The sequence below is a fragment of the Amycolatopsis sp. lyj-84 genome, assembly GCF_046549075.1.
Lineage (GTDB): Bacteria > Actinomycetota > Actinomycetes > Mycobacteriales > Pseudonocardiaceae > Amycolatopsis.
In genome coordinates this window covers 404,623-426,244 of the sequence record NZ_JAJPWO010000002.1, presented here as the reverse complement: position 1 = coordinate 426,244, position 21,622 = coordinate 404,623, and the positions used below count along the sequence as shown (strand labels likewise).

General features: G+C 69.5%; 19 protein-coding genes. 12 read left to right on the top strand and 7 right to left on the bottom strand.

Annotated features, from left to right (window positions below; translation table 11 throughout):
* Positions 1 to 45: 45 nt before the first annotated feature.
* The 4 genes from ACLJRM_RS06975 (at position 46) to ACLJRM_RS06960 (ending at position 6,164) form a co-directional block, all read left to right on the top strand.
* Positions 46 to 786 carry a hypothetical protein gene (locus ACLJRM_RS06975; RefSeq protein ID WP_101613082.1) on the top strand — a complete coding sequence of 247 codons (741 nt, stop codon included), beginning with the start codon at positions 46 to 48 and terminating at the stop codon, positions 784 to 786.
* Between the two features lie 179 nt (positions 787 to 965).
* Entirely contained in the window at positions 966 to 5,441 is a 4,476-nt protein-coding gene (locus tag ACLJRM_RS06970; RefSeq protein ID WP_410662598.1) for a hypothetical protein, read from the top strand.
* A gap of 53 nt (positions 5,442 to 5,494) precedes the next feature.
* Complete coding sequence (locus ACLJRM_RS06965; RefSeq protein ID WP_101606770.1) at positions 5,495 to 5,761, top strand: type II toxin-antitoxin system Phd/YefM family antitoxin; 267 nt, start codon at positions 5,495 to 5,497, stop codon at positions 5,759 to 5,761.
* On the top strand, positions 5,751 to 6,164 hold the full coding sequence (locus ACLJRM_RS06960) for a type II toxin-antitoxin system VapC family toxin (RefSeq protein WP_410662597.1): 414 nt from the start codon (positions 5,751 to 5,753) through the stop codon (positions 6,162 to 6,164). Before ACLJRM_RS06965 ends, ACLJRM_RS06960 begins: the two co-directional genes overlap by 11 nt.
* Here the strand turns inward: ACLJRM_RS06960 and ACLJRM_RS06955 are convergent.
* Positions 6,148 to 7,086 carry an AraC family transcriptional regulator gene (locus tag ACLJRM_RS06955; RefSeq protein ID WP_101606772.1) on the bottom strand — a complete coding sequence of 313 codons (939 nt, stop codon included), beginning with the start codon at positions 7,084 to 7,086 and terminating at the stop codon, positions 6,148 to 6,150. The two genes, ACLJRM_RS06960 and ACLJRM_RS06955, sit on opposite strands and share 17 nt — an antisense overlap.
* Before the next feature lie 87 nt (positions 7,087 to 7,173).
* Between ACLJRM_RS06955 and ACLJRM_RS06950 the strand changes: the two genes are divergently transcribed.
* The 8 genes from ACLJRM_RS06950 (at position 7,174) to ACLJRM_RS06915 (ending at position 13,773) form a co-directional block, all read left to right on the top strand.
* The gene (locus ACLJRM_RS06950) at positions 7,174 to 7,602 is read left to right on the top strand and encodes a nitroreductase/quinone reductase family protein (RefSeq protein ID WP_410662596.1); all 429 of its coding nucleotides are present in this window, start codon (positions 7,174 to 7,176) and stop codon (positions 7,600 to 7,602) included.
* Between the two features lie 108 nt (positions 7,603 to 7,710).
* Positions 7,711 to 8,583, top strand: a complete 873-nt coding sequence (locus ACLJRM_RS06945) for a hypothetical protein (protein ID WP_101606774.1) — start codon at positions 7,711 to 7,713, stop codon at positions 8,581 to 8,583.
* Between the two features lie 39 nt (positions 8,584 to 8,622).
* A complete protein-coding gene (locus ACLJRM_RS06940) occupies positions 8,623 to 9,810 on the top strand; it encodes a winged helix DNA-binding domain-containing protein (RefSeq protein ID WP_101606775.1) in 1,188 nt (395 codons plus the stop codon).
* Between the two features lie 178 nt (positions 9,811 to 9,988).
* Positions 9,989 to 10,993, top strand: a complete 1,005-nt coding sequence (gene gap, locus ACLJRM_RS06935) for a type I glyceraldehyde-3-phosphate dehydrogenase (RefSeq protein WP_101606776.1) — start codon at positions 9,989 to 9,991, stop codon at positions 10,991 to 10,993.
* Positions 10,994 to 11,002: 9 nt separating this feature from the next.
* Complete coding sequence (locus ACLJRM_RS06930; protein WP_269467470.1) at positions 11,003 to 12,211, top strand: phosphoglycerate kinase; 1,209 nt, start codon at positions 11,003 to 11,005, stop codon at positions 12,209 to 12,211.
* Entirely contained in the window at positions 12,211 to 12,996 is a 786-nt protein-coding gene (gene tpiA / locus ACLJRM_RS06925) for a triose-phosphate isomerase (protein ID WP_101606778.1), read from the top strand. Before ACLJRM_RS06930 ends, tpiA begins: the two co-directional genes overlap by 1 nt.
* A 139-nt stretch (positions 12,997 to 13,135) precedes the next feature.
* The gene (secG, locus tag ACLJRM_RS06920) at positions 13,136 to 13,366 is read left to right on the top strand and encodes a preprotein translocase subunit SecG (RefSeq protein WP_005152283.1); all 231 of its coding nucleotides are present in this window, start codon (positions 13,136 to 13,138) and stop codon (positions 13,364 to 13,366) included.
* 65 nt (positions 13,367 to 13,431) lie between these two features.
* Positions 13,432 to 13,773: an RNA polymerase-binding protein RbpA gene (locus ACLJRM_RS06915; RefSeq protein ID WP_026467877.1), complete on the top strand. Its 342-nt coding sequence runs from the start codon at positions 13,432 to 13,434 to the stop codon at positions 13,771 to 13,773.
* 138 nt (positions 13,774 to 13,911) lie between these two features.
* Here the strand turns inward: ACLJRM_RS06915 and ACLJRM_RS06910 are convergent, their stop codons facing one another.
* The 6 genes from ACLJRM_RS06910 to tal form a co-directional block, all read right to left on the bottom strand.
* Positions 13,912 to 15,114 carry a sensor histidine kinase gene (locus ACLJRM_RS06910; protein ID WP_168214282.1) on the bottom strand — a complete coding sequence of 401 codons (1,203 nt, stop codon included), beginning with the start codon at positions 15,112 to 15,114 and terminating at the stop codon, positions 13,912 to 13,914.
* Between the two features lie 470 nt (positions 15,115 to 15,584).
* Positions 15,585 to 16,340, bottom strand: a complete 756-nt coding sequence (gene pgl, locus ACLJRM_RS06905; RefSeq protein ID WP_101606779.1) for a 6-phosphogluconolactonase — start codon at positions 16,338 to 16,340, stop codon at positions 15,585 to 15,587.
* Positions 16,337 to 17,347 (bottom strand): glucose-6-phosphate dehydrogenase assembly protein OpcA, encoded by a 1,011-nt coding sequence (gene opcA / locus ACLJRM_RS06900; protein WP_101606780.1) that lies wholly within the window; start codon positions 17,345 to 17,347, stop codon positions 16,337 to 16,339. Before opcA ends, pgl begins: the two co-directional genes overlap by 4 nt.
* On the bottom strand, positions 17,344 to 18,873 hold the full coding sequence (gene zwf, locus ACLJRM_RS06895) for a glucose-6-phosphate dehydrogenase (protein ID WP_101606781.1): 1,530 nt from the start codon (positions 18,871 to 18,873) through the stop codon (positions 17,344 to 17,346). Before zwf ends, opcA begins: the two co-directional genes overlap by 4 nt.
* Positions 18,870 to 20,489 carry a glucose-6-phosphate isomerase gene (locus tag ACLJRM_RS06890; RefSeq protein WP_410662595.1) on the bottom strand — a complete coding sequence of 540 codons (1,620 nt, stop codon included), beginning with the start codon at positions 20,487 to 20,489 and terminating at the stop codon, positions 18,870 to 18,872. The genes zwf and ACLJRM_RS06890 overlap by 4 nt, the downstream gene beginning before the upstream one ends.
* Before the next feature lie 8 nt (positions 20,490 to 20,497).
* Complete coding sequence (tal, locus tag ACLJRM_RS06885) at positions 20,498 to 21,610, bottom strand: transaldolase (protein ID WP_101606783.1); 1,113 nt, start codon at positions 21,608 to 21,610, stop codon at positions 20,498 to 20,500.
* Positions 21,611 to 21,622: the final 12 nt, after the last annotated feature.

Sequence of the window (21,622 nt, the reverse complement as noted above, 5' to 3'; positions counted from 1 at the left end):
TCTACAGGGGACGTCGAAAACGCGGCCCGGCTCGTCTCGTTCGGCATGCGCCCGAAGCAGTTGCCGTCGCGGGACGTCGTCTACGGCGATCTCGTCCGGCGCTACGGCGAGGACAGGGCGTTCAAACAGCTCACGCATGCCGTCGCGGCCGGGCTCGGGCTGATGGTGCTGGAGGTCAACCTCCAGGCCGGTGCCGTGCTGGCGGCGACCGACGAGTCCGTCTTCGAGATCAAGATGGACAGCTACGCGCGGCAGAGCAAGATCCGTGAGCGCCGCGAGACCGAAAAGGTCCTGCACGGGCTCATCCACCTCGCCACCGCCGCGCTCGGCTACCCGCGCCCGGACGACCTCGCCAACGACACCTACATCGGCCGCGTCAGCGTCGAGCAGGTGGACGCGATGGTGCGTGAGGCGTGCCGGATCCTCGACGAGCGCGCGGCCGAAGCCGAGTCGAACAACGATCCGCTGGCCGACGCGCCCGAACTCGAACAGGCCTGGCGCGCCTACGCCCGGCGTCCCGCCGCCGCGGCGACCAAGGACGGCAGGCTGGCGTCGGACACCACCCGCGGCATGGTCGCGCGTGCTCTGCGCTTCCTCGCTGATCAAGGTTTTCTCGTCCAGGTCAGCGGGGAACAGGGCGGGACCTACCGCACGACACCGCGCTATCAGGTGCAGGTGCGCGAACTCGCCGCCGACGCGGCCTTCGACGATCTGCTCGCGCTGAACGTCGTCTCGGTCGCCAACGGCGGCGGGACGTTGCGCGCGGCCGCGTCGGACACGCTCTAAAGGGACGGCGGGCGGAGCAGCAGTGATAAGCGGAAATCAGCCGACAGGAAGCCGCCCCGGCCGCAGGCCCCGCTATTGCGGCGGCAGGGCGCCGGGTAGCGCGGCATGGGTATCGACGGGAACCAGCGCCCTGGCGACGCGATCGCGGACGCGGGTTCTCGGATAAGGGGACGGAATCGATGTACGAGCTTTCGCGGGTTCGCCTGCACTCGGTGGGCCCGTCGGGCGCGCGGTACCAGGACGTCGTGCTGGACTTCAGCGGCGTCGGCGCGGCCATCACCGCGCCCAAGCAGGACGCGCTGTTCAGCGCCGGGATCCATCTGGCGGGGGAGGGGCCGCCGCGGCGGCCGTCACCGGCGAGCGTGCTGTTCCTGGAGAACGGCGGCGGCAAGTCCGTCCTGATCAAGCTGATCTTCTCGGTCATGCTGCCCGGCCGCCGCCAGGTCGTCGGCACGACGAACACCAAGGTGCTGGAGAAGTTCGTCGCCGCCAAGGACGTCTCGCACGTGGCCTTGGAGTGGCTGCAGGTCGAGACCGGCCACCGGGTGATCACCGGCAAGGTGTCGGAATGGCGCGGGCACGTGGTGTCGGCGGATTCGGAGAACCTCGTCGACTCCTGGTATTGCTTCCGTCCCACGCCTTCGCTCGATCTGGATTCGCTGCCGCTGACCTCGGACGGCAGGCTGCTGACGATGTCCGGCTTCCACGACCAGCTCGACAAGGTGCACGGCGGCGAGCCGGAACTGGAGCTGTTCTGGACCCGGCGCCACCACGAGTGGACGTCCCGGCTGGACGGCCTCGGCCTCGACACCGAGCTTTTCCGGTACCAGCGCGCGATGAACGCCGGTGAGGGCGAGGCGGCGGACGCCTTCGCGTTCAGCACCGACGAGGCGTTCGTCGAGTTCCTGCTGCGCGCGGTGCTTTCGGAGGACGAGCCGAAGGACCTCGCCGAGGTCGTCTCGACCTACGCGCACAACCTCGCGCAGCGCGGGGATCTGCTGTCGGAGCGGGACTTCGTCGCCGGAGCGCTCGAACTGCTCGCACCGCTGGCCGAGGAGGAAGGCGTCGCCGCCGCGTCGCGGAAGCTCGCCGACGCGGCCCGCGCCGAGATGCGGACGCTGGCCGGTCAGGTCGCCGCTCGCGACAAGCTGGAGAACGAGCGGCTGAGCGGGCTCGATCAGCACGTCGACGAGGTGAAGTCCGCGGAGAAACTGGCCGAGGGCGACCATCGCCGTCTCACCGCAGGCGTCACCGAACTCCGGCGCCTGGTCGGGAAACTGCGGCTGGACGAGGCCCAGGAGAGCAAGAAGCGGGTCGACGGCGAACTGGCCGGGGCCAAGACCGCCGCCGAGGCCTGGCGTGAATGCGCCACCGTGCTCAACCACCTCAACGCCGCCCGCAAGGCGCGCGATTTCCGCGAACTGGTGGGGAATCGCGAGCAGAAGGCGCAACCCGCGCTGCAAGCGCGCAACACCGCCGCGGCCGCGCTCGCCAGGGGGCTGCTGGCGCTGGCCAAGAACGCGACCGAGCAGGCCGCGAAGGCCGAAGCGCATGTCGGTGCCCTGCGCGCGGAAGCGGAGAAAGCCCAAGCCGAACGTGACGAATCGGCCAACCTCGCCGCTTCGCGCCGCGCGGAAGCCCGTGGACTGGGCGCGAGGATCGCGGAGGTCCGTGAGGAGATCGCGGAAACCGTCCGCGCCGGTGTGCTCAAGGCCGGTGCCGACGTCGCCGAAGCGGCGCGCGCGGCCCGGACCGAGGCCGAGACGACCGCCGCCGAACTCGTCCGCCGGGAACAGGAACTCGAGCGCGTGGCCGAGGATCTGCGGTCCGCGCAGGCCACCGTCAACGACGCGCACCGGCTCGCCGGGTCCACGAAGGACCGGCTGGAACGCGCCGCCGAGGAACTGGACCGGGCCAACCGGCGCACCGACGCGCTCGCCGTCGAACCCCGGCTGACCGAACTCCTCGGCGCGGACGACGTCGCGCTGGAGACGGATCTTCCGGTGCTGCTGGAGCGGCTTCGCGAGGCGGGTTCGACCGCGGAGAAGGAACAGACCGCGTTGCGGATGGAGGAATCCGTCGACGAGCGCGCGCTGAACGCGCTCGGCTCCGGTGGTCTCCTGCCCGCCACCGAAGAGGTCCAGGCCGCGTTGGACGCGCTGGAAGCCGCCGGGATGAACGCGTGGTCCGGCTGGCGTTATCTGTCTACTTTGGACAAGAAGCGGCGGGCGGCCGTGCTGGCCCGCGCGCCCCAGCTGGTCTCGGGGATCCTGCTCAACGAGCCGGACCAGGTCCGGCTCGCCGAGAAGGTGCTGGCGGAGCGGCGCTTGCTGCCCACCACGATCATCCCGGTCGCCACCACCGGGGCCACCACGACCGACCGTCTGCCGGGCGAGGCGGGCATCGAATTCCTCGTCCCGCCCAACCCGGCGATGTACGACGAGGAAGCCGCCGACGCCGAGCGCGAGGCCATCGCGCTCCGCCACGCGGAACGGCAGCGCCGCCTGGAAGCGCTGGCGACGTCGCTGGCCGACGACAGCGCGCTGTCCTGGAAACTCAAGACCTGGCGCGAGGACTACCCGCCCGGCAGCATCGCGACGCTGGCCGAGCAGTCGCAGAACGCGCGCACCGCGCACGAGACCGCGCGGACAGCGTTGGACCAGGCGGAAAAGGAGTTCCAGCGCCTCGGTGAGAAGGCGACCGGGTTGCGGGAGCGCGTTCCCGAGCTGCGCACGGCGTCGGCCGAGGCGGGGGAGCGGGCCCGGGGCCTGGAGGCGCTCGCCACCCGCGTCGCGAAGATTCCCGAGTGGACGGACGACGTCGAGCGGGCTTCGGAGACCGCCGAGCGGGCCGAGTCGACGGCGGCCGAAGCCGCGGCGAAGGCCTCCCGGCTGCGCGAGCAGGCCGGTGAGGAACAACGCACCGCCGACGGGCACCGCCGCACGGCGACGACCGCGAAGTCGGAACTGGCCGAGGTGCCGGGATCGAGCGACGTCACCGAGGACGACCCCACACCCGCCGAGCCGGTGGACGCGTTGCGGCGCACCTTCGCGTCCGCGTCCGAGGCGTACTCGAAGGTCGAGGTCGGCAGCGATCTCCGGGCCGAACTCGACCAGGCGGAGAGTGTCGAGGCGTCCGCGCGGGCGTCCGTCGAGGCACTGGACGACGCCGTCCGCGAGCGGGCCCTGACCTTGCTGGAGACGCCCGACGGTTCCGACGTTTCGGCACGGGCGGCCGCGCAGGCGCGGGCGAACCGCGCGGTCGCGGTGCTGGAGGACGAACGCACCGAGATCGTCGGCCTCGTCGCGACCCGCAAGGCGGAACTGAGCCAGCTCCCGGAACAGCCGTCGGCACTCGCCGCGATCTCTTCCGACGCGCGGCCGCAGGACATCGAGCACGGTCTGGCGCTGATCGACGACGCCAGCCTCGAAGTCTCCGCCGCCGCGCGGAAATGGGAGGAACTGCAGGAACGCCGTGCCGCGGCCGAAGCGACGCTGGAGTCCGCGAAGACGTCCGCGTCCGGCTTCGGCTTGCTGGCCGAGTCGATGGCGCACCTTCTGTCCAAAGAGGACGACGCGGCGGCGTTCGACGGCGACGTCGAATCGGCTCGTACCAAGCATTCCCGGCTCAACGCCGCACTCACCGAGGCGCAGGACGCCGCCGATGCGGGCGACCGCCGGGTGCGGGCGGCGGCCGACCAGCTCGCGCAATACGCCACGGACAAGCGGTTCGAGAAGCTCAGTACGCCGGTGCGGCAGCAGGTGATCTCGGTCCGCCGCGACCAGCTGCCCGCGCACGCCGCGGAATGGGCGGAGGCGTTGCGCCCGCGGCTGCGCACGCTCACCGACGATCTCGCGCAGATCGACCGGCACCGCGGCGGCATCATCACCCGCCTGCAGGGCATGGTCGATGGCGCGCTGCGCACTCTTCGCGCGGCACAACGGGTTTCGCGGCTGCCGGACGGTCTCGGCGATTGGTCGGGCCAGGAGTTCCTGCGGATCCGTTTCACCGAACTCGAAGAGAACGTGCTCGCCGAGAAACTGGGCGAGGTCGTCGACGAGGCCGCGGTGGGGAAGACCTCCGACGGCCGGGACGTCAAGCGGGACGGGCTTTCGCTCGTGCTGCGCGGCGTGCAGGCCGCCGCTCCCAAGGGCTTCCGGGTCGACATGCTGAAGCCGGATTCCGTGCTGCGGACCGAACGTCAGCGCGTTTCCGAGATCCGGGACGTGTTCTCCGGCGGGCAGCAGCTGACCGCGGCGATCATCCTGTACTGCACTTTGGCGGCGCTACGGGCCAACAACCGCGGCAAGGCCCGCAACCGGCACTCCGGCGTGCTGTTCCTCGACAACCCGATCGGCCGCGCGTCCGCCGGGTACCTGCTGGAGCTGCAGCGGGCGGTGGCCGAGGCGCTGGGTGTCCAGCTGATCTACACGACCGGCCTGTTCGACGCCGGCGCGCTGAGCGAGTTCCCGCTGATCGTGCGGCTGCGCAACGACGCGGACCTGCGGGCGGGGCGGAAGTACCTGTCCGTCGACGCGACCATCCGCAACGCCACCGACGAACTCGGGGATCCGGACGGCGTCGCGCGGCTTTCGGCGACGCGGTTGTTCACCCGGCCTGCCGAGGAGCCGGAAGCGGAGGAAGAGACGGCCTGACGAGGGTGTGGCACGACGTGGCACGGCGGGGCACAGGATGCTAAAGTGTGAGTATGAGCGTTCAGCACGAGATCTCCCAGCGTGATCTCCGGAACCGGTCCGGCGAGATCATGGACGCGGTCGAGCACGGTGAAACCTTCACCGTGACCCGCAGCGGCTCGCCCATCGCCCAGCTGGTTCCGCTCTGTCGCCGGCACGCCGTTTCCCGTGAGCAGTTCGCCACCGGCTCGGCGAACGCTCCACTCATCGACCCGGACAGGTTCCGCGCGGACCTCGACGACGCTTTCGAAGGTGAGGCGGACGATCCCTATGGCCGCTGAGGTTCACGGCCTGCTCGACACGAGCATCCTCATCCTGCGCCGGACGATCGATCACGCCCAGCTGCCGGATTCGATGTCGATCAGCACGATCACGCTCGCCGAGCTTTCGGCCGGACCGCACTACGCCGCCGACCCGGCCGAGCGGGCCCGGCGCACGGATCTGCTGCAACGGGTGGAATCGGAGTTCGATCCGTTGCCGTTCGGTACCGAGGCGGCCCGCATCTTCGGCCGGGTGTCGGCGTCCGTGCTCGCGATGGGCAGGACACCCCGGCGGCGAGTCGCCGATCTGATGATCGCCAGTGTGGCCATCGCGCACCGGATGCCGCTCTACACCACGAATCCACAGGATTTCGAAGGCCTGAAAGAACTTCTCGACGTCGTTCCGGTCACCCGGCCGGCTTGAGCGCCTCCCGGGCCGAGGCGCGGTACTGCCCGGGAGCTTGGCGCCGTGCGCGCCGGAATGCCCGGCTGAACGCGTACACCGACGTGTAGCCGACAGAGTGGGCGATGGCGTCCACCGTGTCGCCGGTGTCGCGGAGCCGGACCGCGGCCAGGTCCATCCGCCACTGGGTGAGGTAGTCGCCGGGGGTCCGTCCGGTGGTTTCACGGAAGCGGCGGGTCAGCGTGCTGCGCGAGGTCGACAGTTCCGCCGCGAGCAGGTCGGTGGTCCACGGTTTCGCCGGGTCCTCGTGGATCTTGACCAAGGCCACGCTGATCAACGGATCGCCGAGGACGCCGAGCCAGGTTCCCCGCGTCTCGGCCGGTTTCTCCGTCCGCCATACGCGGAGCAACTGGACCAGGAGGATGTCGACGAGCCGGTTGAGGACGAACTCGGTGGCGATCTGCGGGCGGGCCAGTTCGCGCGAGAGCAGGCGGACGGTGTCGTCGAGGCCGCCACCGCCGTGGTCCGCGCGGATGTGCACCAGTTCCGGCAGGGTGGAGAGCACCTGGATGGACACCGCCGGGTCGTAGTCGTACGACGCGCCGAGGATGTGGGTCTGCACGTCCCCGGAGCCGAGACGCAGTACTCCGCCGCACTTGCGCGCTCGCTCCGCCGCCGTGCACAGCTGGGGAATGATCGGGGCCTCCGGCGCGCTGCGCAGGGTGTGCTCGGACCCGTTCGGCAGCAGGACGACGTCGCCGGGCATGAGCTGTCTCGGCGGGTGGCCCGGCAGGTCCAGCCAGGCCGTACCGCAGGTGACGGCGTAGAAGGCCGCGCCGGCGATGCGGTGCCAGAGGATCCCCCACGCGCCGGACGCTTCGATCCGGGCTCCGGCGGCACCCCGCACGCCGCCGACGGCGAGTGTCTCGGCCAAAAGGTCCATGGAGCCGAGGATAATGCGACAGACGGACAAGTTCATGGTCGTTTCAGGCATCGATACGGTCACCTGCTGCGTCATACGATCGGGTTCATGGCAGAAACGATCGACTTCGACTTCGACGAGATCAACCGCGGCGTGATCGCCGAGTTCCGCGAGACCGGCGGCAAGGCGGGTGGCATGTTCGAGGGCTTCCCGCTGGTCCTCGTCCACCACACCGGCGCGAAGTCCGGCACCCGGCGGATCGCGCCGCTCGTCCCGCTCCTGGAGGACGACCGGATCTACATCTTCGCCAGCAAGGGCGGCGCTGACGACAACCCGGCGTGGTTCCACAACCTGGTCGCCAATCCGGACACCAAGGTCGAGCTCGGCACCGAGACCTTCCCGGTCCGCGCACGGGTGCTGACCGGCTCAGAGCGCGACGACGTCTACGCCCGGCAGTCCGCCCTCATGCCGCAGTTCGCCGAGTACCAGAACAAGACGAGCCGGGTCATCCCGGTGATCGAGCTGGCCCGGAGCTGAGCGACGGCCGGACCGGGCACCCGCCCGCCCGGTCCGGTCTTACCGCCTGGCGGAGGAATGCGGCGAAACACGACCGAAGACCGCTGTGTTGTCCCTAGCATCCTCGCCATGCCTTCGGATTCGCCGCAAAACGGCTACGGGTTCCCCGACCTCACCCCGTTCACTCGGACAGCCGTCCGCCTGCATCCCCGAGCGGGTGCGCCGACCGCGCACGACAGCCACATCGGCGGACCGTTGCTGTGGCCCGCCGATGAGCCGTGGCCGCACTGTCCGGATACCGCGCCGAACGAGGTGGCGCCGGGCGTGATCCACACGCCGGCGGCCGAGGTGGAAGCGGCGCACCCGGACGACAAGGCGATGCCGCTGGCGGGCGTGGCGCAGTTCTTCCGGCAGGACTTCCCGAAGCTGCCGTTCCCCGACGGCACCGACCTGTTGCAGGTGCTGTTCTGCCCGGACCCGCATGACGGCCGCGGCTACTGGGGGCCGGGTGTCCAGGTGGTCTGGCGGAATTCCGCCGGGGTGACCGATCTGCTCGAGAGCCCGCCCGAGCCGTTCCAGACCGAGGACTACGAGTACCTGCCCGCACGGCCGTGCTCGTTCGCGCCTTGCGAGGTCGTCGACCATCCGCGCCCGTCGGAGCTGCCCGCCGAGCTCAAGGCGACGCTGACTTTCCTCGATGAGCTCGGAAATTTCGTCGATGACGATGTGGAAGACGCCTGGCCTCCGCTGGCCACCGGCTCCAAGCTCGGCGGGCTGAACTTCTGGTGGACGTCCGACCCCGACGATTTCCCGCTGACCTGTCCGGAGTGCGGTGCGGGTCTAGATCTCCTGCTGGCCTTGGAAAGCGCGGAAAGCCAGGACGACGGGTGCCCCTGCGAGCAGCCGGACGACGGTCCCGGCTGGGAGCTGGCGGCTTCGTCGGTCAACGTCTTCGTGTGCGGCGCCGACGCGCGGCACGCGATCAGGCCGCACGCGGACTGATTCCGGAGTTCTGTCGGGACCCGGTGGTAGAACCGGTCCGTGACCCTCAAGATCGACGTCCGCCAGCGCCGTGCCCGTCTCGCCGTGCGCCATCGCCTCGCCACGCCCGCCCCGTCGGTGCGGGCCGCGGCGGACGCGGTCGTCGCGTTGCACGCCACAGACCCGGCGACGGTCCACCTCTCGGCGTGGGCGAGGGTCAAGGGAGACGGCGTCGCGGAACTGGAGAACGCGCTCTACGAAGAGCGCACGCTGGTGCGGATGCTCGGCATGCGCCGCACGGTCTTCGTGGTCGGACGGGAGAACGTGGCCCTGGTCCAGGCGGCGTGCTCGGCGGACATCGCCAAGAAACAGCGCCGCCTGCTCGAACAGCACCTCGGCAGGCAGGGACATCCCGAGAACGTGCCCGATCCGGAGCGCTGGCTGGCCGACGTCGAGGACGCGACCGAGCGCGCGCTCAAGGCCCGCGGTACCGCGACGGCACAACAGCTCGTCGAGGACGAGCCCCGGCTGAGGCAGCAACTCATCATGGCGAAGGGAAAGCCGTACGAGGCGATCGCCAACGTCACCAGCCGGGTCCTGTTCCAGCTCGCGGTCGACGGCCGGATCGTGCGCGGGCGCCCGCGCGGGAGCTGGATCAGCAGCCAGCACTACTGGGCCCCGATGGCGGACTGGCTGCCGCAGGGCATCGCCGAGTGGGACGCCGACGAGGCCAGGGCCGAACTCGCCCGTAAGTGGCTTCACGCCTATGGCCCGGCACCGATCGCGGACCTGCGATGGTGGACGGGCTGGACGGCAGGCCAGACGAAGAAGGCACTCGCGGCCGTTCAGCCGATCGAGGTCGACCTCGACGGTGTTCCCGGCGTGGTGCTCGCCGACGACCTGGAGCCGGTCGCGGAGCCCGGGCCGTGGGTGGCGCTGCTCCCGTCGCTCGACCCGACGTCGATGGGGTGGATCGAGCGGGACTGGTACCTCGGGCCGCACCGCGCCCCGCTGTTCGACGGCACGGGCAACATCGGGCCCACCGTCTGGGCCGACGGCCGGATCGTCGGCGGCTGGGCTCAGCGTCCGGACGGCGAAGTCGTCCACCACTTCCTGGAAGACGTCGGCTCGGACGTCGAACGGGCCGTCGAGGCGGAGGCGAACCACCTGGCCGGGTGGTTCGGAGAGGTGCGAGTCACGCCACGGATGCGCACCCCGCTGGAGCGACGGCTAGCACAACGAAGCTGAGAGTTTTCAGCAGACGTCCTGGTGGCGAACCACTTAATCGATTCTTGACCTGACCCACCGAGTGGTGGAAGTCTCGTCAGGGCAAAGAGGGTCGCCCGAGCACGCACGCTAGGGTTGCGCCCGAGTAAAGGACGTCTTACCGGGGCGATCCCGGACGAGTCTCTAGGGAGTGGCAGCAGTGACGGTTCGCGTAGGTGTCAACGGCTTCGGCCGCATCGGCCGCAACTTCTTCCGGGCCGTGCAGGCCGCCGGTCACGACATCGAGGTGGTCGCGTTCAACGACCTCGGCGACGTCGCCACGATGGCCCACCTGCTGAAGTACGACTCCATCCTCGGCCGCTTCCCGGGCGAGGTCAGCGTCAGCGACGAGGGCATCGTCGTGGACGGCAAGACGATCAAGGCCCTCGCCGAGCGCGACCCGGCCAACCTGCCCTGGGCCGACCTGGGCGTGGACGTCGTCGTCGAGTCGACCGGCTTCTTCACCAACGCCGACGCCGCGAAGGCGCACCTCGCCGGCGGCGCGAAGAAGGTCATCATCTCCGCGCCCGCCAAGGGCGAGGACCTGACCGTGGTGCTGGGCGTCAACGACGACAAGTACGACGGCTCGCAGAACATCATCTCGAACGCCTCCTGCACCACGAACTGCCTCGGCCCGCTGGCCAAGGTCCTGCAGGACTCGTTCGGCATCGAGCAGGGCCTGATGACCACCATCCACGCGTACACGCAGGACCAGAACCTGCAGGACGCGCCGCACAAGGACCTGCGCCGCGCCCGCGCCGCCGCGCTGAACATCGTCCCGACCTCGACCGGTGCCGCCAAGGCCATCGGCCTGGTCCTGCCGGAGCTGCAGGGCAAGCTGGACGGCTACGCGCTGCGTGTCCCGATCCCGACCGGCTCGGCCACCGACCTCACCGTCACGCTGACCAAGAGCGCGACCCTCGAGGAGATCAACGCCGCGTACAAGGCCGCCGCCGAGGGCCCCCTGGCCGGCATCCTGCGCTACAACGAGGACCCGATCGTTTCGGCCGACATCGTCACCGACCCGGCGTCCTGCATCTACGACGCGCCGCTGACCAAGGTCATCGGCAACCAGGTCAAGGTCATCGGCTGGTACGACAACGAGTGGGGCTACTCCAACCGCCTCGCCGACCTCGTCAAGCTCGTCGGCAACAAGCTTTCCTGACCGATGGCGCTGAAGAACCTCGAAGACCTGCTGAGCGGGGACGTTTCGGGCCGGTTCGTACTCGTACGGTCCGACCTGAACGTCCCCCTCGACGGGGACAAGATCACCGACGACGGCCGCGTCCGCGCGGCCCTGCCGACCCTCAAGCGCCTCGCCGAGGCGGGCGCGAAGGTGGTCGTCACGGCGCACCTCGGCCGTCCCAAGGGCGAGCCGGACCCGAAGTTCTCCCTCGCGCCCGTCGCCGCGAAGCTCACCGAGCTGCTCGGCGTCGACGTCCCGCTGGCCGGTGACCTGGTCGGCGAGTCCGCCAAGGCCACCGTCGCGGGCCTGACCGACGGTCAGGTCGCCCTGCTGGAGAACGTGCGTTTCGACGCGCGCGAGACCAGCAAGGTCGAGGCGGAACGTCAGGAACTGGCCGCCGAGCTGGCCGCGCTCGTCCCGGGCGGCGCGTTCGTCTCCGACGGCTTCGGTGTCGTGCACCGCAAGCAGGCCTCGGTCTACGAGATCGCGCGGGCGCTTCCGGCGTACGCGGGCGGTCTGGTGCTCGCCGAGGTCGACGTCCTCAAGAAGCTCACCGAGGACCTCGCGCGGCCGTACGTCGTCGTGCTCGGCGGCGCGAAGGTGTCGGACAAGCTGGCGGTGATCGCCAACCTGCTGACCAAGGTCGACAGGCTGCTCATCGGCGGCGGCATGGCGTACACCTTCCTCAAGGCCCAGGGTCACGAGGTCGGCAAATCGCTGCTGCAGGAAGACCAGCTGGAGCAGGTCGCCGGTTTCCTCGCCGAGGCGGAGAAGCGTGGCGTCGAACTGATCCTGCCGGTGGACTTCCTCGCCGCGACGGGCTTCGCCGCCGACGCCGAGTTCGACGTCGTCGACGCGTCGGCCATCCCGGCCGACCGCATGGGTCTCGACATCGGCCCGAAGTCGCGCGAGCTGTTCGCGGGCAAGCTGGCCGACGCCGCGACCGTGTTCTGGAACGGCCCGATGGGCGTGTTCGAGTTCGAGTCCTTCGCCGGCGGCACCCGTGCCGTGGCCGAAGCGCTCGTCAAGAGCGACGCCTTCACCGTGGTCGGCGGTGGCGACTCCGCCGCGGCCGTGCGGCAGCTCGGCCTCCCCGAGGACGGCTTCTCGCACATCTCGACCGGCGGCGGCGCGTCGCTGGAGTACCTGGAGGGCAAGGAACTGCCCGGAGTCGCTGTGCTGGGAGAGAACGACTAGTGGCGCGCAAACCCCTCATCGCCGGCAACTGGAAGATGAACCAGAACCACCTCGAAGCCATCGCGCTGGTTCAGAAGATCGCCTTCGCCCTGCCGGAGAAGTACTACGCGAAGGTCGACGTCGCGGTCCTGCCGCCGTTCACCGACATCCGCAGCGTCCAGACGCTGACCGACGGCGACAAGCTGTCGCTCACCTACGGCGCCCAGGACCTGTCGCCGCACGACTCCGGTGCCTACACCGGTGACGTGTCGGGCGTGATGCTGAAGAAGCTGGGCTGCAGCTTCGTCACCGTCGGGCACTCGGAGCGGCGCGAGTACCACGGCGAGTCCGACGAACTCGTCAACAAGAAGGTCAAGGCCGCGCTCAAGCACGGCATCACGCCGATCCTGTGCGTGGGGGAGAAGCTCGAGGTCCGCGAGGCCGGCGAGCACATCGCCCACACCACGACCCAGCTGGTCGAGGGCCTCAAGGGGCTCAAGAACGAGCAGGTCAAGGACGTCGTCGTCGCCTACGAGCCGGTCTGGGCCATCGGGACCGGCAAGGTCGCGACCCCGCAGGACGCCGAGGAGGTGTGCGGAGCCATCCGCGCCACCCTCGCCGAGAAGTACGGTGCCGAGGTCGCGTCCTCGGTCCGCGTGCTCTACGGCGGCTCGGCGAAGGCCAACAACATCAGTGACCTCGTCGCCTGCGAGAACATCGATGGTGCCCTCGTTGGTGGTGCGAGCCTGGATGGTGACGAGTTCACCAAACTCTGCGCACTCGCCGCGGGCGGGCCCCTGCCCTGATCGGGGCACCAACCGGGTAACCTGTGTATCCGGTCCGTCACACAGCAGTGGACGAGTCCAGGAGTACGGTGTGTTCTGGTAGTCACGAACTATCGGCACGCACCGTTTTCCTGCATTCTCCAAGAGCGCAGAGGATGACATGAAGCTGTTCCTGCAAATCCTGTTGATCGCCTCAAGCTTTTTCCTGGTGGTCGCCGTGTTGCTGCACCGCGGTCGTGGTGGCGGTCTGTCGTCGCTGTTCGGTGGCGGTATGCAGTCGAGCCTTTCCGGCTCGAGCGTGGCCGAGAAGAACCTCGACCGGATCACGCTCCTGCTGGGCGCGGTGTGGCTGATCAGCATCATCGGCCTGGGGCTCCTGCTCAAGGTCTGATCGATCCAGGTGTTTCGGCGTGCCTATGGGGGGCGCGCCGCCGATCCCTATAGGTGTGAGGATTCATGGTTGGCGGTAACGCGATTCGGGGCACCCGTGTGGGTGCCGGACCTTCGGGCGAATCGGAACGGGGTGAGTCGGCGCCGCGGCGCCGCATTTCCTACTGGTGTGCCAACAGGCACGAGGCGCAGCCGTCGTTCTCGATGGACGCCGAGATTCCCGAAGAGTGGGACTGCCCACGCTGCGGGCTTCCGGGTGGGCAGGACGAGAAGAACCCGCCTGCCGCGCCTCGGACCGAGCCTTACAAGACCCACCTCGCCTACGTGAAGGAACGGCGTTCCGACGCCGACGGCGAGGCCATCCTCGCCGAGGCGCTGGAGCGGTTGCGCCAGCGCCGGGAGATCTAGCCTCCGGTCTTCCAGGGCTGAAGCCCGCGTCCGCGATCCCGTCGCCAGGACGCGGGCGTTTGGCATGTCAACGCCAGGTCGGCGGGTGCGCCCCGCCGCCGGAGACGCGGGTTCAGCGCGCCTCCACCGACCGGCCGGTCACCGGTCGAGCGGATACCGGGCACGCACCCGGAACCCGCCGTCCTCGGTGTCGGCGGTCTCGAAGCTCCCACCCAGCAGTCGAGCGCGTTCGGCCAGACCGGTCAGCCCATGCCCTCCCGACGGCAGGGACGCACCGGACGTCCGGGCGCGCTCATTGCGTATTTCCACCTTGAGGGAACCGTGCTCGCCCTGGATCCGGATGGTCGCGGTGGCGCCCGGTGCGTGTTTGTGCACGTTGGTCAGGCATTCCTGCACCGTCCGGTAGGCGGCCGCCGAAACCTGACTCGGCAGGAGATCGGGGATCCGCTCTACGGTGAGGTGCACCGGGACGTCCGAGCCGCGGATCAGCCGGTCGAGTTCGTTGATCCCCGGCCGCGGCCCGTCGTCCTCGGAGCCCGAGCGGAGCACGCTCACGAGCGAACGCAGCTCTTCCAGGGTCTTGGTGCTGAGTTTTCGGATGACCAGTGCGGTCTCGAGCGAGCGGGGGTCGGTGGTCTGCGCCTGCAGCGCGCCGGCCTGCATCGCGATCAGCGTGATCTGGTGCGAGACGACGTCGTGCATCTCCCTCGCGAGGCGGGCACGTTCCTCCGCGCGGACCGCGTCGGCGTGGAAGCGGCGTTCGCGGTCGCGGCTGGCGGCGAGTTCGGAGAGCTTCTGCGAGATCTCGGTCCGAGCCCCGATGAGCAGGCCGATGGCCACCGGCATCCCGGCGACGATGACGCCGTAGATCCCGTCCAGGACGTGTTCACGCCAGCTGAGCTCGACGAAGTCGGCCAGCGGCCACTGGACGAACCGGCAGGTGAAGACGAGCGCGAACCCCGTCCAGGTCTGCCAGTGCATCTGCTTGCGGGTGGCGAGGAAGCCGAGCGCGATCATCGCGGCCAGCTGGGACCATCCCGCCAGGAAGCCGGGGACGGTCACGATCACCGCGAGGAACGGCAGCTTGCGGCGGAAGGCGAGGCCGAGGCACGCGGCGCCGGACAGGTAGATGGAGTACGGCTGGGCCTTTTCGGGGATCACCAGCCACACGTCGAGTGCGGCCAGGAAGATCGCGAGTGTGTCGACGCCCAGTGCGACCAGCGCCGGACGTTTGATCTTGGCGAACGACATGACCCCGGCGGCACGGCGCATCCGATCGGCGGCGTCCGCTCCGGAGCCGCCCACCGAGATACCTGGCATCGAGAGACCCTCTGTGCTCATCGCTGGCGACCTCACTCGTCTTGTGGACTTGAATGAAGAGACGTGTTCTTCGCCCGATCGGGACGCGCAGGAACGAACAAATGTGCGGATGCTAACGGGTGGATGTACCAGGACGGTAAGTTTCCCCCAGTCGGGCTAGCGACTGTCCGGTCACTGTCCGTTCTGCGGACAAGTGCATGAACGTTCGGTCGGTCGGATCCACACCGGACCACCTGGGCTCGGTGGTCCGCTGATCACTTCGACGGATACCGGCGCCGGTTCTGACGCCAGTGATGCCGGTTTTTGATCTTCGTCACGTTTCGTGGTCGCACGGTGACCCTTCCGTGCGTCCTTCCTGACCTTCAGGGTAGAGAAGAGAGACCCTCCCGGAGTTCCGCCATGGGGGTGTTGGAGGCCTCCCGGATACGCGTGAAGGCCCTCTTCCCTCGGTTGAACCGGAGGGAAGAGGGCCTTCACGCGCAAAGAGAAGGTCAGCCCGCAGGCGTTTGATAGACCTTCGTCAGCTTCGAGGCGGAGCCCTGGTCCAGCAGCCAGAGCGTGCGACGGCTGCCGCGTGCTCCCGCCACCGGGATCTGGACCTCGCCCGCACCGGCCAGCGCCTGTGCGACGGCGTCCGCCTTGGCGTCGCCGCCGGTGACCAGCCAGATGTCCTGCGCGCGACGGATCGCGGGCAGGGTCAGCGAGATCCGGGTCGGCGGCGGCTTCGGGCAGTCGCGGACGGCGACGACCGAAAGCTCCTTCTCGTACACCGCGGGGCTTTCCGGGAAGATCGAGGCGGTGTGCCCCTCCCCGCCGAGGCCCAGCAGCATGATGTCGAAGGCCGCGTCGGTGGCCGCCAGGACCTCCGCGTAGGCCGCGGCGGCGGCATCCACGTCGTCGCCGAACTCGCCGTCGGAGGGTGCCATGGCGTGCACCCGCTTCGGGTCGAGCGGGACATGGTCGAGCAGGGCCTCGCGGGCCTGCTTCTCGTTGCGCTCGTCGGAGTCCGCCGGGACGAACCGCTCGTCGCCCCAGTAGAGGTCGAGACGCGACCAGTCGATGGCGTCACGGGCACTGGAGTCACGCAGTTCCCGCAGGATCGCGATCCCGGTACCGCCGCCGGTGAGCACCACCGAAGCCGAGCCCTTGGCGGCCTGGACGTCGACGATCCGGGTGACCAGCCTGGCCGCCGTGGCGGCGGCCAGGAGGTCCGGGTTCTCGTAGACGACGACCTCGGTCTTGCTCATGAGGCGCTCTTCTTCGAAGCGGCGACAGGGGCCTTCTTCTTGGAAGCGGCCGGGGCCGCCTTCTTCGCCGGAGCGGCCTTGACCGTGGTGCCCGACGAGATCTTGGAGAGCCCGTTCAGCGAAGCCTCGTAGACCTCGTCCGGGTCGAGCCGCCGCAGCTCCTCGATCAGGCAGTCCTTGTTGTCCCGCCGCTGCAGGGCGATCCGCCGCGTCGGCTGGCCCGGCTGGGTCAGCGTGCCGACCCGCCCGTCCGGCCGGTGCAGTTCCACCGCGCCGGAACGCCGTTCCAGCGTCACCGAGATGATGCCCGCGGCGCCGGTGCTCTTGACCCGCTTCACCGGCACCTTGAGGTACTCGGCCAGCCAGCCGGCGAGCAGTTCGGTCGACGGCGAGTCGGCCTCGCCGGTCACGGTCGCCCCGGTGACCTTCTCGTGCGGCGGAAGGTCCAAAGCGGACACCAGCTGGGCGCGCCAGCTGGTCAGCCGGGTCCACGCCAGGTCGGTGTCACCCTCCACATAGGACTTCGCCCGGGTGGTGAGTGCCCGCACCGGCGCCTTTTCCGCCGCGGAGTCGGTGATCCGGCGCTGGGCCAGCTCGCCGAGCGGGTCCTTGGCGGGCGCCTTCGGGCCGGTGCCGGGCCACCAGGTGACGATCGGCGCGTCCGGCAGGAGCAGCGGCACGACCGCGCTCTGCCCCTGCGAGGCCAGCGGACCGTAGAGCCGCAGGACGATGACCTCGCTCGCGCCGGCGTCGCCGCCGACCCGGATCTGGCCGTCGATCCGCGGTGCCGCGGTCCGCGCGCCCTTGGCCACCACGATCACCCGCGAGGGGTGCTCCCGGCTGGCCTCGTTGGCGGCCTCGATCGCTTCTTCGAGCCGGTCGTCGTCGTCGGCCACTATGACCAGCGTGAGCACCCGGCCGAGTGCCACCTGCCCGCCTTGTTCGCGGATCTCGACGAGTTTCTTGTTCAGCTGCGACGTCGTGGTCGACGGCAGGTCGATGATCACGGACGCCTCCAGTTCCGGCCGGTACGTTCCAGCATTTCGTCCGCGGACGGCGGCCCCCACGAACCGGGCGGGTACGCCTCGGGCGCGCCCTTCTTGGCCCAGTGGTCGAGGATCGGGTCCAGGATCTCCCAGGACAGTTCGACCTCTTCGTTCACCGGGAACAGCGACGGCTCGCCGAGCAGCACGTCCAGGATGAGCCGCTCGTAGGCTTCCGGGGACGACTCGGTGAACGCGTGCCCGTAGCCGAAGTCCATGGTGACGTCGCGGACCTCCATGGTGGTCCCCGGCACCTTCGACCCGAACCGCAGCGTGATGCCCTCGTCGGGCTGCACCCGGATCACCAGCGCGTTCTGGCCCAGTTCCTCGGTCGAGGTCGAGTCGAACGGCAGATGCGGCGCCCGCTTGAACACCACGGCGATCTCGGTGACCCGGCGGCCCAGCCGTTTGCCGGTGCGCAGGTAGAACGGCACGCCCGCCCAGCGGCGGTTCTGCACCTCCAGCGTCACCGCGGCGTAGGTCTCGGTGGTCGAGTCCTTCGCGAAACCGTCTTCCTGCAGCAGGCCCGGCACCTTCGAGCCGCCCTGCCAGCCGCCCGCGTACTGCCCGCGCGCGGTGGTCTCTTCCAGCGGTCCCAAGGGTTTCGTCGCCGAAAGCACCTTGACCTTCTCGGACCGCAGCGCGCGCGGCGCGAACGAGACCGGCTCCTCCATCGCGGTCAGCGCGAGGAGCTGCAGCAGGTGGTTCTGGATGACGTCGCGGGCGGCGCCGATGCCGTCGTAGTACCCCGCGCGGCCGCCGAGACCGATGTCCTCGGCCATGGTGATCTGCACGTGGTCGACGTAGTTGGCGTTCCAGATCGGCTCGAACAGCTGGTTCGCGAACCGCAGCGCCAGCAGGTTCTGCACCGTCTCCTTGCCGAGGTAGTGGTCGATGCGGAACACCGACTCCTCGGGGAAGACGTCGTTCACGATCTCGTTGAGCTCCTTGGCGCTCTTGAGGTCGCGGCCGAACGGCTTCTCGATGACCACGCGGCGCCAGGTCTCCTCGCTCGCGTCGGCGAGGCCGGAGCGGGCGAGCTGCTTGGTCACCACCGGGAACGCGCTCGGCGGGATCGACAGGTAGAACGCGGTGTTGCCGCCGGTGCCACGTTCGGCGTCGAGGTCCTTGACCGTCTGCGCGAGCCTGTCGAAGGCGTCGTCGTCGTCGAAGGTGCCCTGCACGAAACGGATGCCTTCGGCGAGCCGGTTCCACACCGACTCCTTGAACGGCGTCCGCGCGTGCTCCTTGACCGAGTCGTGCACGAGCTCGCCGAAGTCCTGGTGTTCCCAGTCCCGGCGGGCGAAACCGACCAGCGAGAACCCGGCGGGCAGCAGCCCGCGGTGGGCGAGGTCGTAGATCGCCGGCATCAGCTTCTTGCGGGCGAGGTCACCGGTCACGCCGAAGATCACCAGGCTGGACGGCCCGGCGATCCGCGGCAGCCGCTTGTCGCGCGGGTCGCGCAGCGGGTTGCTCCAGGCTCGGGTCACTCGCCTGCCTCCTGTACCGCGCGGACCAGTTCGGCCAGGCCGGCGGCCCGGTCGGTGAGGTGCAGCCGCAGCACCGGGCGACCGTGCTCCGCGAGCACCTGTCCGTCACCCAGCGCCTGAGCGTGCTGCAGGACGCCGAGCGTGTACGGCCGGTCCGGCACGTCGAGATCCTGCTCGACCGCGCCGGTGATCTGCAGGAAGACCCCGTTCTGGTGCCCGCCCTTGTGGTACTGCCCGGTGGAGTGCAGGAACCGCGGCCCCCACCCGAAGGTGGTCTGGCGACCGGTCCGCTTGGCGATCTCGCCGCGCAGGAGCGATGTCGACGCGTCGTCGAGACGGTCGAGGTACGCCTGCACCGCGATGTAGCCGGTTTCCGGTGCGGAATCGAAGAAAGCCCGCAGAATGTCCGCGAGCTTCCCTTCCGTGGCAACGCCTGCCGAGCCGAACACCTCGACCGCGCCGTCCACAGTGGACGGCTCTTCGCCGCCCTTGAGCTTGTCCGGGTTGTCGAGCAGCGACCGCGCGGCCTTCTTGGCGGCCTCGACGTCGGGCTGGTCGAACGGGTTGATCCCGAGCAGCCGTCCGGCGAACGCGGTGGCGAACTCCCACAACAGGAACTGCGCGCCGAGCGAGCCGGTCACGGAGATCTTCGCGGTGCCTTCGGCCTGACCGACGGCCACCGGGGTGGCGTCGTCCTTGGCGTCGGCGAACCCGGGGGAGTCCGGACCCTCGACGGCGACCGGAAGGAGACCGGTGCCCTGCTTGCCGGTGGACTCGGCGATCAGCTGCTCCGCCCAGTCGGCGAAGCCCTTGATGCCGGAGCCGGTGTCAGCGATGACGACCTTCTCGGCGCCCTTTTCGTGCGCCGCGACCCAGGCCGCCGCCAGCTTGACCGCGGGGTTGTCCGCGGAGTCGGCAGCCAGCGTGTCCGCCACCGAAGCGGCCTGGTCGAGCAGGCGGGCGACGTCCGCGCCGGCGAGCCCGGCCGGGACGAGCCCGAACGCGGTCAGCGCCGAGTAGCGGCCGCCGACGTTCGGGTCGGCGAGGAAGACCTTGCGGTACCCCTCCTTTTCGGACAGTTCCGCGAACGGCGAACCCGGGTCGGTGACGACCACGATCCGCCGGCTCGCGTCGATGCCCGCGTCGGCGAAGGCCTTCGCGAAGATCCGCCGGTGGCTGTCGGTCTCGACGGTGCCGCCGGACTTCGACGACACGACGATGACCGTCCGCTCCAGGTCACCGGCGAGCGCGTCGGCTACCTGACCCGGGTCGGTGGTGTCGAGGACGGTCAGCGCGACGCCGTCCGTCGCGGTGATCACTTCGGGTGCCAGCGACGAACCGCCCATGCCGGCGAGGACGACGCGGTCGACGCCCTCCGAGCGCAGGTCGGTCCGCAGTGCCTCGATCTCGCCGATCAACGGCCGCGAGGACTTGTGCAGCGTCGTCCACGAGAGACGGATCGACGCTTCGGACTCGGCTTCGGGACCCCACAGTGTGGCGTCCTGGGACGCCAATTTCGATGCGACCTGATCGGCGACGAGCCGCTCCGCGAACGGAGCGGCCTCGCCGGCCAGGGCGGCGTCGACGATTTCGACGCCGGTCGTTTCCCCTGCCATGGTCGGGATCAGTCCTTTGCCTTTTCCAGCTGCCCGGTGACGGTCTCGAGAAGTTCGGTCCAGGACTTCTCGAACTTCTCCACGCCCTCGTTCTCGAGGGTCAGGAACACGTCGGTGATGTCGATGCCGATCGCGCTCAGCTTGTCGAAGACGGCCTGCGCGTCGGCGCCCTTGCCGGTCACCGTGTCGCCGGTGACGTCGGCGTGGTCCGCCGCGGCGTCGAGGGTCTTCTCCGGCATCGTGTTGACCGTGTCCTTGACGACGAGCTGGTCCACGTAGCGGGTGTCGGAGTACTCGGGGTCCTTCACACCGGTGGAGGCCCACAGCGGACGCTGCGCGTTCGCGCCCGCCTCGGCGAGCTTCTTCCAGCGGTCCGTGGCCGAAAGCTCCTCGAACGCCGCGTACGCGAGCCGCGCGTTGGCGATGGCGGCTTCACCGCGCAGCGCCTTGGCCTCGTCGGTGCCGATGGCGTCGAGCCGCTTGTCGATCTCGGTGTCCACACGGGACACGAAGAACGACGCGACCGAGTGAATGCCCTTGAGGTCGTGGCCGTTGGCCTTCGCCTGCTCAAGACCGGCGAAGTAGGCCTCGATGACCGCCCGGTACCGCTCGACCGAGAAGATCAGCGTGACGTTGACGCTGATGCCCTCGGCCAGGGTCTTGGTGATGGCCGGGAGACCCTCTTCGGTGGCCGGGATCTTGATCAGCACGTTCGGCCGGTCCACGGTCTTCCACAGGTCCTGCGCCTCGGCCACCGTCTTGTCGGAGTCCTTGGCCAGCCGCGGGTCCACCTCGATGGACACCCGGCCGTCGACCCCGTTCGTGGCGGTGTAGACGTCGCGGAACAGGTCCGCGGCGTTGCGCACGTCGGTGGTGGTCAGCTCGCGGATGGTGGCTTCGACATCGGCGCCGCGGGCTGCCAGCTCGCGGGTCTGCTCGTCGTACGCCTCGCCCTTGGACATCGCGTTGGCGAAGATCGTCGGGTTGGTCGTCACGCCCACGACGTGCTTGTCGCGGATCAGGCCGGCGAGGTTGCCGGTGTTCAGGCGCTCACGGGACAGGTCGTCGAGCCAGATCGACACCCCTGCCTCGGACAGCTGAGCGAGTTTGTCGTTGCTCATGCTTTCCCCTTC

What these genes read in the sequence shown, in the direction of transcription:
- ACLJRM_RS06970 (WP_410662598.1), top strand. Translation starts at nt 966, where the DNA reads ATGTACGAGCTTTCGCGGGTTCGCCTGCACTCGGTGGGCCCGTCGGGC.
- ACLJRM_RS06890 (WP_410662595.1), bottom strand. Translation starts at nt 20,489, where the DNA reads ATGGCAGGGGAAACGACCGGCGTCGAAATCGTCGACGCCGCCCTGGCC.
- ACLJRM_RS06960 (WP_410662597.1), top strand. Translation starts at nt 5,751, where the DNA reads ATGGCCGCTGAGGTTCACGGCCTGCTCGACACGAGCATCCTCATCCTG.
- pgl (WP_101606779.1), bottom strand. Translation starts at nt 16,340, where the DNA reads ATGAGCAAGACCGAGGTCGTCGTCTACGAGAACCCGGACCTCCTGGCC.
- ACLJRM_RS06965 (WP_101606770.1), top strand. Translation starts at nt 5,495, where the DNA reads ATGAGCGTTCAGCACGAGATCTCCCAGCGTGATCTCCGGAACCGGTCC.
- secG (WP_005152283.1), top strand. Translation starts at nt 13,136, where the DNA reads ATGAAGCTGTTCCTGCAAATCCTGTTGATCGCCTCAAGCTTTTTCCTG.
- ACLJRM_RS06915 (WP_026467877.1), top strand. Translation starts at nt 13,432, where the DNA reads ATGGTTGGCGGTAACGCGATTCGGGGCACCCGTGTGGGTGCCGGACCT.
- ACLJRM_RS06955 (WP_101606772.1), bottom strand. Translation starts at nt 7,086, where the DNA reads ATGGACCTTTTGGCCGAGACACTCGCCGTCGGCGGCGTGCGGGGTGCC.
- ACLJRM_RS06910 (WP_168214282.1), bottom strand. Translation starts at nt 15,114, where the DNA reads ATGAGCACAGAGGGTCTCTCGATGCCAGGTATCTCGGTGGGCGGCTCC.
- ACLJRM_RS06975 (WP_101613082.1), top strand. Translation starts at nt 46, where the DNA reads ATGCGCCCGAAGCAGTTGCCGTCGCGGGACGTCGTCTACGGCGATCTC.
- ACLJRM_RS06945 (WP_101606774.1), top strand. Translation starts at nt 7,711, where the DNA reads ATGCCTTCGGATTCGCCGCAAAACGGCTACGGGTTCCCCGACCTCACC.
- tal (WP_101606783.1), bottom strand. Translation starts at nt 21,610, where the DNA reads ATGAGCAACGACAAACTCGCTCAGCTGTCCGAGGCAGGGGTGTCGATC.
- ACLJRM_RS06950 (WP_410662596.1), top strand. Translation starts at nt 7,174, where the DNA reads ATGGCAGAAACGATCGACTTCGACTTCGACGAGATCAACCGCGGCGTG.